15 protein-coding genes and 1 pseudogene are annotated in these 16,955 nt (G+C 44.6%); 6 read left to right on the top strand and 10 right to left on the bottom strand.

All coding sequences use genetic code 11. The features are described from left to right. The first annotated feature begins 124 nt into the window (after positions 1-124). Both L2D08_RS04470 and L2D08_RS04465 read left to right on the top strand, forming a co-directional pair. Positions 125-1,174 carry an SDR family oxidoreductase gene (locus tag L2D08_RS04470; protein ID WP_242232814.1) on the top strand — a complete coding sequence of 350 codons (1,050 nt, stop codon included), beginning with the start codon at positions 125-127 and terminating at the stop codon, positions 1,172-1,174. Between the two features lie 183 nt (positions 1,175-1,357). Next, the gene (locus L2D08_RS04465) at positions 1,358-2,584 is read left to right on the top strand and encodes an NAD(P)/FAD-dependent oxidoreductase (RefSeq protein ID WP_242232529.1); all 1,227 of its coding nucleotides are present in this window, start codon (positions 1,358-1,360) and stop codon (positions 2,582-2,584) included. A gap of 34 nt (positions 2,585-2,618) precedes the next feature. Here the strand turns inward: L2D08_RS04465 and L2D08_RS04460 are convergent. The 3 genes and pseudogenes from L2D08_RS04460 to L2D08_RS04450 form a co-directional block, all read right to left on the bottom strand. Further along, positions 2,619-2,759: pseudogene (locus L2D08_RS04460) on the bottom strand (hypothetical protein); the annotation flags it as partial. Between the two features lie 256 nt (positions 2,760-3,015). Continuing rightward, positions 3,016-3,960, bottom strand: a complete 945-nt coding sequence (locus tag L2D08_RS04455) for an L-lactate dehydrogenase (protein WP_242232528.1) — start codon at positions 3,958-3,960, stop codon at positions 3,016-3,018. 317 nt (positions 3,961-4,277) lie between these two features. Then, positions 4,278-4,709, bottom strand: coding sequence for a MarR family winged helix-turn-helix transcriptional regulator (locus L2D08_RS04450; RefSeq protein WP_242232527.1), 432 nt, complete (start codon positions 4,707-4,709; stop codon positions 4,278-4,280). A 199-nt stretch (positions 4,710-4,908) separates the two neighbouring features. Here L2D08_RS04450 and L2D08_RS04445 point away from each other — a divergent pair, with 199 nt between their 5' ends. Then, a complete protein-coding gene (locus tag L2D08_RS04445) occupies positions 4,909-5,310 on the top strand; it encodes a CidA/LrgA family holin-like protein (RefSeq protein ID WP_242232526.1) in 402 nt (133 codons plus the stop codon). After that, positions 5,283-5,975 carry an LrgB family protein gene (locus L2D08_RS04440; RefSeq protein ID WP_242232525.1) on the top strand — a complete coding sequence of 231 codons (693 nt, stop codon included), beginning with the start codon at positions 5,283-5,285 and terminating at the stop codon, positions 5,973-5,975. The genes L2D08_RS04445 and L2D08_RS04440 overlap by 28 nt, the downstream gene beginning before the upstream one ends. Before the next feature lie 149 nt (positions 5,976-6,124). On the opposite strand, the gene L2D08_RS04435 is transcribed toward L2D08_RS04440, so the two are convergent. The 6 genes from L2D08_RS04435 to L2D08_RS04410 all read right to left on the bottom strand — a co-directional run bounded on the left by L2D08_RS04435 (position 6,125) and on the right by L2D08_RS04410 (position 11,902). After that, a complete protein-coding gene (locus L2D08_RS04435; RefSeq protein WP_242232524.1) occupies positions 6,125-7,555 on the bottom strand; it encodes an NAD(P)-binding domain-containing protein in 1,431 nt (476 codons plus the stop codon). Positions 7,556-7,591: 36 nt separating this feature from the next. Next, positions 7,592-7,945, bottom strand: a complete 354-nt coding sequence (gene uraH / locus L2D08_RS04430; protein ID WP_242232523.1) for a hydroxyisourate hydrolase — start codon at positions 7,943-7,945, stop codon at positions 7,592-7,594. A 4-nt stretch (positions 7,946-7,949) separates the two neighbouring features. Continuing rightward, positions 7,950-8,456 carry a 2-oxo-4-hydroxy-4-carboxy-5-ureidoimidazoline decarboxylase gene (gene uraD / locus L2D08_RS04425; RefSeq protein ID WP_242232522.1) on the bottom strand — a complete coding sequence of 169 codons (507 nt, stop codon included), beginning with the start codon at positions 8,454-8,456 and terminating at the stop codon, positions 7,950-7,952. Positions 8,457-8,480: 24 nt separating this feature from the next. Continuing rightward, positions 8,481-9,788: a nucleobase:cation symporter-2 family protein gene (locus L2D08_RS04420; protein WP_242232521.1), complete on the bottom strand. Its 1,308-nt coding sequence runs from the start codon at positions 9,786-9,788 to the stop codon at positions 8,481-8,483. Between the two features lie 164 nt (positions 9,789-9,952). After that, positions 9,953-10,303 carry a Na-translocating system protein MpsC family protein gene (locus tag L2D08_RS04415; protein ID WP_242232520.1) on the bottom strand — a complete coding sequence of 117 codons (351 nt, stop codon included), beginning with the start codon at positions 10,301-10,303 and terminating at the stop codon, positions 9,953-9,955. Between the two features lie 186 nt (positions 10,304-10,489). After that, positions 10,490-11,902: a dipeptidase gene (locus tag L2D08_RS04410; RefSeq protein ID WP_242232519.1), complete on the bottom strand. Its 1,413-nt coding sequence runs from the start codon at positions 11,900-11,902 to the stop codon at positions 10,490-10,492. 720 nt (positions 11,903-12,622) lie between these two features. Here L2D08_RS04410 and L2D08_RS04405 point away from each other — a divergent pair. Further along, on the top strand, positions 12,623-14,131 hold the full coding sequence (locus L2D08_RS04405; protein WP_242232518.1) for a BCCT family transporter: 1,509 nt from the start codon (positions 12,623-12,625) through the stop codon (positions 14,129-14,131). A 67-nt stretch (positions 14,132-14,198) separates the two neighbouring features. Here L2D08_RS04405 and L2D08_RS04400 read toward each other — a convergent pair whose 3' ends face one another. Beyond that, on the bottom strand, positions 14,199-15,746 hold the full coding sequence (locus tag L2D08_RS04400; protein WP_242232517.1) for a GNAT family N-acetyltransferase: 1,548 nt from the start codon (positions 15,744-15,746) through the stop codon (positions 14,199-14,201). Positions 15,747-16,062: 316 nt separating this feature from the next. Between L2D08_RS04400 and L2D08_RS04395 the strand changes: the two genes are divergently transcribed. Next, the gene (locus L2D08_RS04395) at positions 16,063-16,740 is read left to right on the top strand and encodes an NAD(P)H-dependent oxidoreductase (protein ID WP_242232516.1); all 678 of its coding nucleotides are present in this window, start codon (positions 16,063-16,065) and stop codon (positions 16,738-16,740) included. Positions 16,741-16,955: the final 215 nt, after the last annotated feature.

The following is a 16,955-nucleotide window of genomic DNA, read 5'->3' as shown; positions in this document are numbered from 1 at the left end:
GCTGGAAATGGTTAGAAGCAACATGAGCGGGTAGAATAAAAAAGCAAGCCTTATTTCCAGGGAGGGACTTACTTTGAATGAAAACCAAACCAGCCAAAGCAGTCAGCTCAACGACTCGAATAAAGTGCTCGCACATGAACTTGAGCCCGGGCGCCCCTTCACCGAGCTTTCCTTGAAAAAGTTAAAGGATCAAGTGATCGTCATTACAGGCGCTTCAAGCGGGATCGGCCTTGTGACAGCAAGGATGGCTGCTTCCAAAGGCGCGAAGGTTGTCCTCGCAGCCCGAAACGGGCATGCTCTAAAGCAGCTGACAGAAGAGCTTCGCCAGAAAGGTCATGAAGCGATATGGGTAAGAGCAGATGTTGGACATGAGGAAGATGTAAATCGTATTGCTGACACGGCTATCAAGGAATTCGGCCGCTTTGACACGTGGGTAAACAATGCAGGTGTTTCGATTTTTGGCCACGCAACCGATGTAAGCATTGAGGATATGAAAAAAATGTTTGATACGAACTTTTGGAGCGTTGTCTATGGTACACGGGCGGCTGTCTGCCATTTCAAAGAAAGAGGCGTTCCAGGTGCGTTAATTAATGTGGGAAGCCTGTTTGGTGATCGCGGGACCGTCCTGCAGTCGACTTATGCTTCTGCCAAGTTCGCCCTGCACGGCTGGACAGAAAACATTCGGATGGAGCTGGAGAAAGAAAAAGCACCCGTTTCTGTCACACTCATTCATCCTGGACGAATTGACACACCTTATAATGAACATGCACGCAGCTACTTAAACAAACAGCCCGCTCACCGTGGCATGGTGTATCCTCCTGAAGCGGTAGCAGAAGCCATTCTTTATGCAGCCGAGCATCCAAAGCGGGATATGTATGTGGGCGGACAGGCAAAGCTGTTCGCCGTGCTCGGACGGCTGGCACCGCGATTAACGGACAAGCTGGTCGAGCGCACTTTATATGCGACCCAGCACGACGAGCGGTCAAGAAATCCGGAGAAAGATCAAAGCGCTCTATACCATGCAGGCTATGGCCTTCACGAGCGGGGAACGAATAAAGGCTGGATTCGAAACGGCAGCTTTTATGTAAAAGCCGTTAAACATCCGGTGCTTTCTTCCGTGGCGGCCGCCGGTCTTGGCACGCTTGCATTAGCGGCTGTTAAACGAAAATCATAACTAAAACCGAACTCTCTATGGAGTTCGGTTTTTTTGGTTTCTCCTTTAAGCCCGCTTCTGTCATATTTGCCATTTGTTCTGTTTTCCTATTATATATCAGGCGGGAAAAACTAAAACCTTTGTATGAGTACAAACAGGTTGGAGATAGTAAGAGTATCGTTTTTTACATGCAGGAGGAAACAAATGAACTTACATTCTGGAACGTATTACTGGCCAGCCACTTTCCCTGATGCCCCATCCTATCCTTCTCTGGACCAGGATCTTAACTGTGATGTCTTAATTATCGGAGGCGGAAGTTCTGGTGCCCAGTGCGCTTACTACCTTGCTTCCCACCGTTTGGATGTAGTGGTAGTAGAAAAAGGAAAAATCGGCTTCGGCAGCACGATTACGAATACGGCCTTGATTCAATATTCAGGCGAAAAAATGTTTACAGACCTGATTCATACATTCGGAGAAGAATATATCAGCCGGCATGCCCGCTTGCTGAAGGAGGCCATTGATGAAATCGAGGAAGCCTCCAAAACGGTCGACCTCGATTTTGAATTCAGCCGGCGGGATACTTTATACTCCGCCAGCTCCAAAGAAGACGTTTCACCCTTAAAGAAGGAATATGAATGGCTGAAGCAGCAAGGCTTTAAACTGGGTTTTTGGGATAAGAAAAAAATTGAAGCTCACTATCCATTCAGCCGGGAAGCCGCGATTTATTCTTACGACGATGGCGAAATGAACCCATTTAAATTTACCCATGCCCTGCTTGAGTGGGCAGCAAAAAGAGGCGCTGAGGTTTACGAAGAAACAGAAGTGAATGGCCATCATTACGACCGTGAGCAAAAACGCATGGTTGTGTCGACAAAAACGGGACACTCGATCCGGGCACGCCGCGTTATTTTCGCAGCGGGATATGATGGAATAGACGTGAAAAAGGAGAAAAAAGCTTCTTTCGTAAGCACCTATACCGTTACAACCAGCCCGGCCGATGACTTATCCGCCTGGCATAACCGTACGCTGATTTGGGAAACCGCCCGTCCCTACTTGTATCTGCGGACAACAGCGGATAACCGGATTTTGATCGGCGGTCTCGATGACAATACAACGTATCCCGAAGACCGTGACAGCAAGCTGGTGCATAAAAAGAAAAAGCTGATTGAGGAGCTGGAAACATTATTTCCGGGCCTGAATGTAAAGCCTGAGTATTATTCCACGGCTTTTTACGGAGGAACTGTCGATGGTCTGCCGATTGTCGGCCGATACGATGATTACCCGGACAGCTACTTTTTATTCGCCTTTGGCGACAACGGAACTGTATACAGCCAGTTGCTCGCTAAACTGATTGCCGAGGATATACGGGATGGCCACAGTGCTGATTTAGACCTGTACCGGCAGGATCGGCCCCTGCTTAAGAACCAATAAAAAGGAGCGGCTCCGCTCCTTTTTTTTATTGATCTTATTTTTGAAAAACCAGTGAGAGTACAAATATCCAGATGCAGATAAATGCCAGCAGGCCGAAGCTGTATTTGATCGTCATTTTTGTCCGCGCAGCTTCATTCCCTGTTTCGCCAACTGCAGCCGTTGCGATCGCAATGGACTATGGCGACCACGCTTTAATCACTTCACCTGCAGAATGCTTTTCTGTTTTTATTTCCCGGCCATTCAGAAGGAAAATATATTTTGGCTTTCATAAAATGATGGATAAATTAACCAGCGATGCATAAATGTCTTTCATCTTTAAGACGGTCAAAACAATAAAATCGGAATTGCAGCAACAGAAGCGGAAAGTGCCAGATTATGAAACGGATCAAACGTGCTGACTAACATAAGAAGGACTCCGTTTTGTAAAATACTCAGACGTTACTCTCCTGCCAAATAGCCCCTTGAATATCTTTTAATGTTTGAACAGACCGGGCCAGCTTTTCCCGTTCACTTTCGTTCAAGTTAAGTTCAACCACCCTTTTCACGCCGCCACGGTTAATCACAGACGGAATACCGATATATACGTCGCTGTGTCCATTCTCACCTTCTAGCAGCGCACCGACTGGCAAAATTACATTTTCATTTCGCAAAATCGCTTTTGTAATCCGGGCAAGCCCTGTTGCAATTCCGTAGTAAGTCGCTCCTTTAGCATTGATAATGTCATAAGCAGCATCACGCACGGCCACTGCTATTTCTTCTTTTCTTTCTTCTGTTAACAATGGTGCCACCGGTGTGCCGGCAATACTTGCTGAGCTCCAAACTGGAAGCTGGGAATCACCGTGTTCTCCAATAATGCAGCCGTGAACGCTTGCTGGTGCTGTATCAAATTCTTTTCCTAATGCAGAGCGGAACCGGGCAGAGTCAAGCACTGTTCCTGAGCCGATCACCCGCTCTTTTGGAAGGCCGGAAATTTTCCATGTTGCATAAGCCAAAATATCGACAGGGTTTGTTGCGACTAAGAAAATACCGTTAAAACCGGTTTGCATAATACTTCCAACGATGGATTCGAAAATTTTCACGTTTTTGCTGACAAGGTCTAATCTTGTTTCCCCCGGCTTTTGCGGGGCGCCTGCACAGATGACAACAAGGGCTGCATCTTTGCAGTCTTCATACGTGCCGAACTTAACCGCCATTTCCCCGGGCGCGTATACAATACCGTGGTCAAGGTCCATTACATCGCCTTTTGCTTTTTCTTCATTTAAATCAACCAGCACAAGCTCATCGCAAATGCCTTGATTCAACAACGCATATGCATAGCTTGATCCAACTGCACCTGTTCCAACTAAAACGACTTTATTGCCTTTTGTAAAGTTCATGATAATGTCCTCCGGTTTTATTATTTGTGAAATGTTTCACATGTTTTTATATAAAAAATGATATGATTGCTGTCTTGAATGGTTGATCTGAAAAATGATCAGCCGTTTCTTTTCTTTGATTTCATGTGAAGTATTTCACATAAAGTTATAAAAAAATATGGTTTGTTTCTCTAAGATTTATTGTGAACTATTTCACAATTAGATTGTACTACAGGAATTCTTTCCGTGCAATAGGCAAAATCATTTTTATGGAGAAAAAAATAAAGCCGGCCTGCAGCCGAAAAAAGTGCAAACCAGGCTTCCTTTTCTTATCTGTGTTAATCAAAAAATGCTTCGTTCATACGAATAAGCAGATCGCCAAATAGTTGTTTTTCATCGGCTGACCACTCACTCGTGATGCTTTCAAATCGTTTCAGCCGCATTTTTTTATCCGCTTTCAATTTTTGCTTGCCAAGCTTTGTAACTGTAAATAAACTGACTCTCCCATCTGCAGGATCCGAAAAACGGATGATCAGCTCCTTTGCTTCTAAAGCCGCTGCCTGCCTTGAAACGGTTGAAATGTCTAATTTAAATGATTCTGCCAGCTCTTTTACACGTGCCGGGCCAAACTCATCCAGGTGCCTTAATAATAAGTAAGCAGACCGCTCTAGGTTGCCGATTTTCTTTTCCGAGTTATCGAGATAAACCGCCCGCCGGATAAATGTAGTCAGTTCGTACTCGATGCGTTCAACCGGGTTTCGCTTTTCCACTTTTCTTCACTCCCCTCCCCGAGTATACAGGCTTTCCCTTCATTGACAAAGCGTTATATAGTTGTATAATACAACTATATATATTTGTATCTTACAAGTAAATAAACAGAAAGTAAAGAAAATTCCCACATTATAACTCAAAGGCCCGGACGGCCGGAAAGGAGGACGTTGTTCTTCATTTAAAGAGCAGCATCTTACATTGAAAGCTATAAAAGTTGTATTGCAGATCGTCATTTTGTATGTCTTTTCTGTACTCGGAGAAACCATTCATCAGTTATTTCATATACCGATTCCAGGAAGTATTATCGGTTTAGTGCTGATGCTTCTTTGTTTAATTTTCAACATCCTCCCGGTGAAAATGATTGAAAATGGCGCTGGTTTTTTGTTGTCGTTTCTTCCTCTTTTGTTTATTCCAGCCATGACGGGTGTCATCAATTATCCGTCTCTTTTTTCCGGCAGCGGTGCTGTGCTGCTTTTCATTGTGGTGCTGAGCACAATCGTTACCATGGCTGCAGCAGGAATTGCCAGCCAGCTGTTGGAAACGCGGGCCAATAAACGAAAGGAGAAAAAAGCATGCCGCAATTTTTTCTCGCAGTCCTGATCATTTTATTCACCGTTGCTGCTTATTTAGTAATGATGAAAGTGTATCAGCGGTTTCCTTATCCATTTTTTCTCCCAGTTTTGACAACGACCGTGTTGATTATTGTGCTGCTGGCAGCGTTTCATATCTCGTATAACGGCTACATGGTCGGCGGCCAGTGGATTAGTTCCCTGCTCGGCCCAGCCGTTGTGGCTCTTGCGTACCCACTTTACAAGCAGCGTCATGTGCTGCTTCAATACGGCTTTCCCATTCTCGGGGGCGTACTGGTCGGACTTTTTTCGGGAATGATCAGCGGGCTTTTATTTGCCGAGGTATTGGGAGTGGACCGTGATTTAATTCTTTCAATTATACCGAAATCTATTACTACACCCGTTGCGATTCAAATCGCCACTGGAATTGGCGGTGTGCCATCTATGACCGTTGTATTTGTGATGATCGCCGGATTTTCCGGTGTTTTGCTCGGACCGATGGTTTTAAAGTGGATGCGTATTCGCAGTTCGTTAGGAAAGGGTATCGCCTTTGGGAGCGCCTCTCACGCTTTAGGCACTTCAAAAGCATTTGAATACGGGGAACTTGCCGTGTCCATGAGTTCGGTCTCTATGACGCTCAGCGCTGTGCTGGGCTCCCTGTTTGGGCCCATTGTCGTCTGGCTCTTTCAAATTTAAATCAACACACAAAAAGGAGGGCTCTAAGCCGGAAAACCGACGGCTGAGACCTCCTTTTTGTATAGCCGGGTTCTTTGCTGGATGGCCGGAACGTTTTCCGGCTCAAAAGAGAGACTTTGAAAATCATTTCTTCAATCTTTTCAAACGGTCTACGCTTCCAGCACTGTTTTTCCGGTCCATTCTCCTGTAAATTCCACTTCATCGTAAGCAAAAAATTGTTTTAAAATCGTGTCCTGATCATCAAGAAAAAGCTGGTCTGCTACCGCGGAGACAATTTTAGGAATCCCATATTTCATTCCCGAAAGAGCAGAAGCTGAAATGCCACAGCTAATTAATGCTGCATAATTAAAAACAAGAAGGCCGTACAGCTTTTTTTGTGCTTCTTCATCCCGTCCCGTAAAAGCAAAGCCGGGGCTGAGATACGGGTGCGCATCAATAAGCGGGTTTGCGCGTTCAGCAGGCGCTTTATAATAATCGCTCCAGCGGGCAATTTCGTTTTCAACGAGCTTCAGCTCCGGGCGCAGCGCCGGATCGGTCACAAGACCGGTGCTGATGATCAAATAATCAAACGAAAACGTGCCATGCGGTGTTGTGACCAATGCTTTGTTTTCTTTGCTTTCCACCTCAAGCCAGGGTGATTCAAGGTGCAAATGAAATCCCGGCCATGAAGCGGCACGCTGGAATGTATCGTTGGTCGGCGGCTGATTATGCTTGAAAAAATGAGCCATCACCGCGTACTTTTGTTCGTCCGATAACACGTGGAAGCGCTCAATGATCCCGGAACCTTCCATCTGGCGAATCGGATTAATTCTTGGCATTTCTTTACGGCGGACAAATATATGGGCCTCGGCCACTCCTTCCGTTAGGGCAAAGTTTGCATTATCAAAAGCAGAAGCACCGCCTCCTAAAACGGCTACTTTCTTTCCTTTCAGCGCGTTAAAATCAATCGTTTGGGACGTATGGGCATAAAGATTAGGGGGCAGCTTCTCAGAAATCATCGGCGGCACATGCCACTCACCGCCTCCTTGAATCCCTGTCGCTAAAATAACTTTGCGCGCGAGCAGGGCGTCTGATGGGGCGCCGGCACCTTCAATATGCATCCGGTGAATTCCTTCCTCCATTGGCTCAATGAGCTTAAGCTTCACTTCGTTTATCACGGGCAGCTGCAAAACTTTCCGGTACCAGCGTAAATAATTCATCCAGTCGCTTCGGGGAATTTTATCGACAGCTTCCCAGCCCTCCGACCCGAATTGCGCTTCCCACCAGGAACGGAACGTTAAAGAAGGAACGCCAAGGTCAATGGATGTTAAATGCTTCGGTGTCCGCAGTGTCATCATCCGTGCATATGTGACCCATGGTCCTTCATATCCTTCTTTGTTTTCATCGATAATCAAAATATTAGAAATGCGCTCGCGCAAAAGGCCGAAAGCAATCCCTAACCCGCTTTGCCCGCCGCCCACAATGACAGCATCATACACGTGGCCTTCAGAGTGACGGGACGGATGCACCCAGCCCTCTCTGCCAAATGCCAAATAAGAAAGATCTGTTTTTACTCGTTTATTCAACGCTTCTATACTCATGGTTCTCATCTCCTTTAAATAATTAAAACGAAATCGTCAGCTTCCGCGATACACTTGATAGCCCCATGGCGAAACAAGCAGGGGAACATGATAATGCGGCGATGAATGATCGAGCCCGATTCGCACGGAGACCTTTTCCAAAAAAGCAGGCTGCGGCAGCTCGAGCCCTTTTTTTCTAAAATAATCGCCAATCCAAAACAACAGTTCATATTCTCCTGTCCGCATGCTGTCCGAAGAAAGAAGCGGAGCATCCAGACGGCCGTCTGAGTTGGTCTGTGCACGGTTTAAAAACTGCTTTTCGGCGCCGTTGAGTTCAAAAAGCTCAATCTTTACTCTCTCAGCAGGGCGGCCATGCGCCAGGTCCAATATATGGGTGGTTAATCCAGTCATCGAATCAGCTTCCTTCTTCTTTTATTTGGTCTTCTATTCTAAAGCGGATAATGTGGCTGATTTCGGCCAGCGCCCGGTCGCGTTCCTGTTGCTTTGAATGCCGCAGCCTTTCTTGTATAGAGGCGAAAATCTCTTCTTTGTTTTTGCCCCGGACTGCCAGGATAAAAGGAAAATCAAACCGCTCAACATACGATTTGTTTAATTCCAGCAGCTGCTCGTATTCAGCTTCCGACAGCGCATTTAACCCGGCGCCTTTTTGCTCGCTTTGGGAAAACGAGGTCATTTTTTTTCGGGTTCCTAAATGAGGATGTGCTTGAATTAAGTTCATTTTTTCTTCTTCACTCGCTGTTTGAATAATGGTAATGATTTGCTGATAAAGAGCCTCGCGGGATCCAAACGGCCGATGCTCTCCTACTCTTTGAATCACCCACGGGGAGTGCTCAGCCAAGTCTTTTAATGTTTCGGTAAACGCCTGTTCTGACATGTTGTTTAATGCTTCTATGGTCACCATTTCTTTCTACCGTCCTTTTCTTTATTATGAAATGTGCGCTTTATCCGCTTCCTCCTGGCGGGCAGTGCCTGAACCTAAAACGGTCCGGAAATGAAAAAACACATTCAGCAAAATAGCGCTCAGGCTGCCGGTTATCACACCATCACTCACTAGAATGCGCAGTGTGCCGGGCAGCTGGCTGAACAACTCGGGTACAACCGTGGCCCCGAGCCCCAGTGAAATCGAACAGGCGACAATCAGTCCGTTTTGCTGATCGCTGAAATCCACTGAGCTTAGCATTTTAATGCCGGAGGAGACGACCATTCCAAATAACACAACCGTCGCGCCGCCCAGCACAGGAGCAGGAATAATCGTCGCCAGGGCCGCTACTTTCGGAATTAATCCAAGCAAAACAAGAATAAAGCCCGCTGCCACAACGACATTTGCTGACTTGTTCCTTGACAGCTGTACAAGCCCTACATTCTGAGCAAACGTATTGTATGGAAAAGCATTAAAGATTCCGCCAATCATAATCGCCAGGCCTTCTGCCCGGTACCCCCGGGTAAGGTCTTCCTGCGTAACGGGGCGGTCACAAATTTTTCCTAAAGCGAAAAAGACGCCTGTTGATTCCACAATAATGACCAGGCCGACAATGAGCATCGTCAAAATCGGCCCGATTTCAAAAACAGGCATACCGAAATAAAAGGGCTGCGGTAAGTGAAACCAGGACGCTTCTGCTACTTCCTGAAAATGAACTCTTCCCATAAGAACGGCGGCTATGGTGCCTGCCACGATGCCAAGCAGCACAGAAAGAGAACGGAGATAGCCTTTTAAAAAGCGGTTAGCTAAAAGAATGACCCCGATAACACCCATGGACAGCACCAGGTTTTCCAGGCTGCCAAAATCCGGGCTTCCTGCACCGCCCGCCATGTTTCGAATGCCGGATGGAATGAGTGATAAACCGATAATGGTTACTACTGTTCCGGTTACAACAGGTGGAAAAAGCTTGACGAGCTTGCCAAGATAACGGGCAAACAGAAGAATAAAAAGGCCTGCCGCTATAATCGATCCATAAACAGCCTGAAGGCCGTACTCAGAACCGATGGCAATCATGGGCGAAAGAGCGACGAAAGAGGCACCAAGCACGACGGGAAGGCCGATTCCAAAATACTTGTTTTTCCATGCCTGCAGCAGTGTAGCGATGCCGCACGTTAATAAGTCGATGGCTACGAGATAAGCCAGCTGCTCTGAAGAAAGATTTAACGCTCTTCCGACCAGCAATGGAACAAGAATTGCTCCTGCATACATGGCCATTACATGCTGAAATCCTAACGATATGACTTTTGAATTCATTTGTTGCTCCTCCTTTTCTATAAAAAAGAGCCGTAGAAATAAAAGGAGGCTTCTCCTTCTGTTTCTACGGCTCTTATATGACGTATAACGACATGTAAGCTTCCGACTTTTTAAAAGAATGCTGGTGAAGAAAAATGATAAATCAAAATTCTCCAGCAGTTTCCTTATTTATGGGATGCATCAAGTGGTTCTTTTACATAAATGACGGTGCAGGCATGCTGGCTTACCGCGTCGTAATCTTTAAAAATAGCTGTCACTGTCAGTCCAAACTGTTCTTCAATCCGTTCTTTTAAGCTGTGTTTGTATTCCATTGCTAAAGCCCCGTCCACGGATAGTGTTAACTCCGGATAGCGCCTGCCTAAAGCGGAAATCAAAGGCGAACGTTTTGTTTGAGCAAAAATGACAATGCGGTTTTCTACAACGTCTATTTTTTGCTTGCTTACGCCTGTACTGTAAATTTCCTGATTGACTTCATTGTACAGCTGGGACAGCTGTTTTTTAAAAGAAGCATTCACCGTTCTTCACCTGCTGTTTATTCTTTCGTTTATCGTATAAAAATTCTGACAAATCGTCACTTTCTATGTCAGAAAATCTAACAAGTTATTTTGAGCCCTGTTTATATAAAAGCAAAAAACCCCGAATGAGACTTATCAAAAGCCAGTCATTCGAGGTTTCATTTTTCATCGCCGGGACTATGTTATTTATTGATTGATGTAAAAAATTCTTGTTTCTTTTGCAGCTTTCCCTGTGCTCGTTTTTGCTTCAAATGTTACCACATGGAATTTTTCTTTGAGTGGTTCTTGAAGCTGGACTGAAACAGCCGATGTTTCCTGATTGAAATGTGGAGTATATGGAATGCCATCCACCACAATCCGCAGGCTTTCTCTCTTCAGTTGTGCAAGCTGCTTTCCTTCCACTTTCGCTGTTAACAAAGGCGTATTGCTTGCGATGGTTTCACCCATTTGCAGGGAAGGAACCAAGTTTAGGTTTTTGCTGTCGTCTGCCGGCTTATAATCCGCCGCTTTTTCTACTTCTCTTAAAACACGCAGCATATTTTCACCAAGCAATTTTTGAAGGTCCTGCTTGGAATAGCCCCGGCTTACTAGTTCTTTTGTGATTTTAGGCAACTCGGAAGAATCTTTTAAATCAGCCGGCAGCGGTCCGCCGTCAAAATCGGATCCAAGGGCCACATGATCAATGCCAGTCACCTTTACAACGTGGTCAATGTGATCCACATAGTCTTTAATAGAAGCTGGTTCATTCGGGTACCGGTCTGTTAAAAACTCCGGGTAAAGGACGACTCCCACAACACCACCATTTTCGGCCAGCGCTTTCAATTGATCATCCGTCAAGTTGCGCTGATGACTTCTTAATGAATAAGCACCGGAATGGCTGGCAATAATCGGCGCTTGGGACACCTTGATTACATCCCAGAATGTATTTTCAGACATATGGGAAGCATCGATGATCATACCAAGTTTATTCATTTCCCGTGCTACTTCTTCACCAAGCTCCGTTAAGCCGCCTGAGGAAGGAGTTCTGGCCGGATCTCCGTAGACTTTGTTGGCTCCTTCTCCGAGCGCGTTCGAGTAATTCCATGTGAAGCCAACCGCTCGAATTCCCAAATCATAATATTGGTGCAGCAATTCAATGGCGTTTTTCTCTTCAAGAGAATATGCCCCCTCAATCGTAGGGAAAGCCGCAATTTTTCCCCCTTTGACCGCTGTTTGAATATCCTTGAAAGATGAAGTAATGTGCATAACATCGCTGTTTTGTTTTTGGGTCCAGTAAAGAGCGTTAATGAGCGCCAGCGTTCTGCTGAGACTGCGCGGGGTATTTCCATAATAGCCAGACGTATAAGCTGCAAAAAACGGGACGTCCAAGCCGCCCGCTTGAATTTTAGGAATGTCTACTTGAAAATCTGTGCTGTTTCGAATGTTCGTAACCGGCAGCCATGTACCGGGGTCCACCACTTTCATCATCGTATCATTATGGCCATCCACAACGGTGGAGCTGAAATGAAGATCAGCTGCATTCAAAGCTTGAGCAGAAGCTGCACCGTTTGGCAGCGAAAACAAAAGAAACACAGAGAAAACATAAAACAACTTTTTCATAAAAGAACCTCCTGGCTGTTTATTTTTCACGCCTGATAACAGGCAGTAAAGACTTTTCCAGACAAAATCCTGTCACAAAAAAAAGAGTTTGTATGTATACTGAATATTTTTATCCTTTTTTTTACTCATATGTAAATGTATATAATAATTGTTTATTCTAATCATAAAAACTACCAGAGTCAATTCTGGCAGAAAATTCAGTAAATTTGTCCCTTTTATATTAAATCTATCTCACTCTTTTTTTACAGTATTAAACACATTTATTAACAGGAATGATTACTTATTTGAAGGGTAAATAACTAGTTATATCTTTAGTACCAGTTTAGCGATCGCGCAGTTAGGGAAATCTTTTAGGACGCTAATTCATTATAACAATAGAAGAAGGAGGTAATTAGATGGGCTAAATGTATTTATGTGGAATTTAAATCTGTGATTCTAGCTGTACTCGCTGGGTTGCTTCAGCTAAACAATAGACCTAACTGAACAATGATCCGCTTGCTGCGCTTGCAGAAAAGATAAATTAAAAGTTTTTAAAAATAAACTTCTCGAAACTTAAATTTCCCCTTTTTGCATGAATGAATCAGGGCCTCCATTCAAACACTTATAACGTACATATCATTCATCAATTAAATCATTTTGCTGTTTACACAATTTATTGCAAAAATCACTAATTAAAAACAAAGCACCACACATACTAGGCATTCAACCAAGAGGTGAAACATGAAACAAACAACACAAGTATTTTGGTATGCTCTCGCCATTTCATTTATGGTTGTGATTTGGGGAGTGGCTGCTCCAGGAAATTTAAACGCTTTTACATCTGCTGTAACCAGCCGCATCTTAATGACGTTTGGATGGTTTTATTTACTTATCGTGATCGCTATTCTTCTTTTTTGTGTGTACTTAATGTTCTCCCGCTTCGGTCAAATGAAGTTAGGGAAGCCAGACGAAGAGCCCGAATTCAGCCGGCCGTCCTGGTTTGCGATGCTTTTTAGTGCCGGAATGGGAATGGGCTTGGTCTTTTGGACAACAGCTGAACCGATCTCCCATGCTTTTGTCAGCAGCCCTTTAGCTGAAGAAGGAACCGATGCAGCGATAAGGGACGCACTGAAATATTCTTTTTTTCATTGGGGGGTGCATGCTTGGGCGGTTTACGGAATTGTCGGGTTGGTTTTAGCTTATTTTAAATTTAACCGCGGGGCTCCTGGTCTTATTAGTGCAACATTAACGCCTTTATTCGGTCACTCATTGATGAGCGGAGCGCTGGGCAAATGGATTGATGTGCTGGCCGTCTTTGCTACCGTCGTTGGCGTAGCCGCTACGCTTGGGTTCGGATCCGCCCAAATCACAGGCGGACTTTCTTTTTTGTTTGATGTGCCAAATAATTTCCTTGTCCAGCTGATTGTACTCGCTGTTGCCACCGTTTTATTTATTTGGTCAGCTTGGTCTGGAATTGGCCGTGGCATTAAGTATTTGAGTAACATTAATATGGGATTAGCCGCTCTTCTGCTCGTTCTCCTGTTTATTTTAGGGCCTTCCATGTACATCTTGAATATGTTTACTCACACACTCGGCGGCTATCTCTCGGACTTCTTTGCCATGAGTTTAAGGCTGGCTCCTCTCGATCAAGAAAGCCGGAACTGGATTAACAACTGGACGATCTTTTACTGGGCTTGGTGGATTTCCTGGTCGCCGTTCGTTGGCATTTTTATTGCTAGAATTTCAAAAGGGCGAACGGTGAAGGAATTCCTCTTCGGCGTATTGCTGCTTCCATCGCTGTTATGTTTTATCTTTTTTGCCGTATTTGGTGTTTCCGCGCTGCGGCTGGAGCAGCTGGGCATTGCGGCTATTTCTAAACTTTCACTGGAGACCTCCACATTTGGGGTCCTGGCTGAGTACCCGCTTAGTACATTTATGTCCATTCTGACGATCCTTGTTATTGCTATTTTCTTTATTACTTCTGCCGACTCCGCTACATTCGTACTTGGCATGCTGACTACAAACGGTCTTTTAAACCCGGGCAACTCGGTGAAAATTACATGGGGATTGATTCAATCGGCAATAGCTGCGGTTGTCATGTATTTTGGCGGAACGCAGGGCTTGCAAAATATGCTCATCATCGCCGCTCTGCCTTTTGCCGTTGTAATTGTTTTAATGGGCGTTTCTTTTTTAAAAGACATACGTTCCATAGTGCATTCTCGACGTAAAAAAAGAGAAAAGCCGATATAACGAAAAAAGCACTGTTCCTTTTCATTGAAGGAACAGTGCTTTTTATAAGCAGCGATATCTGTTACGCTTATTCTGATTCTAATTGATTCAGTTCAATTCGGTACAAGTCACGGCGCCGGTCGCGTAATTGCCTTACCGATCCAGCGTTCCGGGATCTTCTCAGCTTTTCAAGATCCACATCTCCAACGACGACCGTATCCACGTTGGCGTCGCACTCTCCTACAATTCCGTCTCTTGCAAATCCAAAATCAGAAGGGGAGAAAATGGCCGATTGTGCGTACTGAATGTCCATATTTTCTACATGCGTTAAGTTGCCGACCGTTCCGGCAATGCAAATGTAGGCCTGGTTCTCGACAGCCCGTGCCTGGGCGCAATAGCGGACACGAAGATATCCTTGGCGGTCGTCTGTACAGAATGGAACAAAAATAATGTTGGCTCCCTGGTCAACGGCAATGCGGGCAAGCTCTGGAAATTCAATATCGTAACAAATTTGGATCGCAATTTTTCCACAATCCGTATCGAACACTTCAATTTTGTTTCCTTCCGCAATTCCCCACCACTTTTGCTCATTTGGCGTCGCATGAATTTTTTCCTGTTTTTCAATGGTTCCGTCGCGGCGGAATAAATAAGCTACGTTATAAATATTGCCTTCGCTTTCAACGAAGTGGGAGCCGCCAATAATATTTACGTTATAGCGGACAGCCAGCTCCGTAAACAATTCGATGTACTGGTCTGTGTACGTAGCCAGACGGCGGACAGCGCGGTCTGGCCGCTTTTCTTCGAGAAACGACATTAATTGTGTCGTAAACAGCTCCGGAAAAACAGCGAAGTCAGACCCGAAATCAGCAGCCACATCTACGTAGTATTCTACCTGGCGGGCAAAATCCTCGAAGGAATCAATTTTTTTCATCATATATTGGATCGCGCAAATTCTTACCGGGAAAGACGCGCGGTATACACGCCGCGACTTGGCCAGGTAATCAATGTTGTTCCATTCCATTAATGTAGCAAAAGAATCGGACGCTGCATCGTCAGGAAGATATCGCGTATTAATACGCTTAATCGTAAATCCTTCAAGAAGCTGGAAAGATAAAACCGGATCATAGATACTGTGCTTTTCAACAGCCGCCACATACTCACGCGGTGTCATCTCCGCTTTGTGTTTATGATAATTCGGAATTCGCCCTCCGATAATGATGCTTTGAAGATTTAACTGGCGGGCGAGCTCTTTCCGCGCTTCATAAAGACGGTGCCCGATTTTCATCCGGCGGTATTCAGGATCTACCATCACTTCAATACCGTATAAGTTAAAACCATTGGGATCATGGTTTGTAATATATCCATTGTCTGTAATCGTGTTCCACGTGTGCTGGTCGTCGTACTCGTCAAAATTAACAATTAGGCTTGAGCAGGAGCCCACAATTTTATCCTCATATTCTACACAAAACTGACCTTCAGGAAAAATATGAATATGGCTTTCCAGCTGCTCTCGCTTCCATGGCTCCATACCCGGGAAACAGCGGCCCCAAAGCTTCATGATTTCATCAATATCTTCATAACGTATATTTCGCACGATAATTTTTTTCTCGTATTTTGACATATCGGTCTCTGACACGTTTCCACGTCCTTTTTCAGTCTATAACGCTTGTAAGCCTGTCCTTGATTGAGTAAAATAGGCCTGTCTTTACCTACCCTCTTTTCTGTGGACATAAACTTATATTCCCTTTTGTTTTCACAAGGAAATTTACGCCAAAAGATCTGACAGCCCACTCCTTTTCTTTTCTCCGTCCTCCCATTCCATACCTTCTCTTTTGAGCAAACAATTTCCCTTTCGCCCGTTCATTATTTATACTGATCATCGTCATAATCCATTCGCCCACGGGCACAATATGTGGGTAAAAAACATGCTATAAAAAGGGGTATTCAAGTATATGAGCCATTCTTCTATTACACACCAGGATATTTTAAAGGCTTTCGAATTTAGACATGCCACAAAAGAATTTGATCCAGCGAAAAAAATACCGAAAGAAGATTTTGAACTGATTTTAGAAGCGGCCCGCTTATCTCCAAGCTCTGTCGGCTATGAACCTTGGAAGTTTTTAGTGATCCAAAATCCAGAGCTGCGTGAAAAACTGCGTGAAGTTTCTTGGGGAGCACAAGGGCAGCTGCCGACCGCAAGCCACTTTGTCGTGATTTTGGCAAGAACGATCAAAGATACAAAGTATGATTCAGACTATGTGAAGAATCAAATGCTGAACGTAAAGAAATTTCCGCCTGAGCTCTTTGACAAAATTAAAGAACGGTACAAATCTTTTCAGGAAGAAGATCTTAACCTTTTAGAAAACGAGCGCACTATGCTGGACTGGGCTGGGAAGCAAACGTATATTGCGATGGCTAATATGATGACGACTGCCGCTTTGATCGGCATTGATTCATGCCCGATTGAAGGCTTCCATTTTGAAAAAGTACAAAAGCTGCTTAAAGAAGAAAATCTGCTTGAAGATGATCATTTAGCAATTTCTGTTATGGTCGCATTCGGCTACCGCAAGAACGAACCACGCCCAAAAACAAGAAAAGACATGAAGGATATTGTTCAGTGGATTGAATAAAAAAGACCATCTTTTATCAATCAAACCGCTTGGGGGGGATCTTTCAAGCGGTTTTGTATTTTTCCTTTCTGCCTCACCGTTATATGGCAGCTAGTTCTCTTTTTTAGTGCATTCAGAATAGAAATAATCTTATTTCCCTACACTAAGCACTCTATACATTCTTTAAAAAAATAGAGAATTTTTTTAAAAATATATTTATCGGAAGAAGGAAAAAG

Source organism: Domibacillus sp. PGB-M46 (genome assembly GCF_022668875.1).
In the GTDB taxonomy this organism is placed as follows: domain Bacteria; phylum Bacillota; class Bacilli; order Bacillales; family Domibacillaceae; genus Domibacillus.
This window is presented reverse-complemented; position numbering and strand designations above follow the sequence as displayed.

Coding starts and splice junctions, on each gene's coding strand:
- uraH (WP_242232523.1), bottom strand. CDS start 7,945: ATGACTGGATTAACCACCCATATATTGGACCTGGCGCATGGCCGCCCT.
- L2D08_RS04395 (WP_242232516.1), top strand. CDS start 16,063: ATGAGCCATTCTTCTATTACACACCAGGATATTTTAAAGGCTTTCGAA.
- L2D08_RS04405 (WP_242232518.1), top strand. CDS start 12,623: ATGAAACAAACAACACAAGTATTTTGGTATGCTCTCGCCATTTCATTT.
- L2D08_RS04410 (WP_242232519.1), bottom strand. CDS start 11,902: ATGAAAAAGTTGTTTTATGTTTTCTCTGTGTTTCTTTTGTTTTCGCTG.
- L2D08_RS04455 (WP_242232528.1), bottom strand. CDS start 3,960: ATGAACTTTACAAAAGGCAATAAAGTCGTTTTAGTTGGAACAGGTGCA.
- L2D08_RS04440 (WP_242232525.1), top strand. CDS start 5,283: ATGCCGCAATTTTTTCTCGCAGTCCTGATCATTTTATTCACCGTTGCT.
- L2D08_RS04465 (WP_242232529.1), top strand. CDS start 1,358: ATGAACTTACATTCTGGAACGTATTACTGGCCAGCCACTTTCCCTGAT.
- L2D08_RS04420 (WP_242232521.1), bottom strand. CDS start 9,788: ATGAATTCAAAAGTCATATCGTTAGGATTTCAGCATGTAATGGCCATG.
- uraD (WP_242232522.1), bottom strand. CDS start 8,456: ATGGTGACCATAGAAGCATTAAACAACATGTCAGAACAGGCGTTTACC.
- L2D08_RS04435 (WP_242232524.1), bottom strand. CDS start 7,555: ATGAGTATAGAAGCGTTGAATAAACGAGTAAAAACAGATCTTTCTTAT.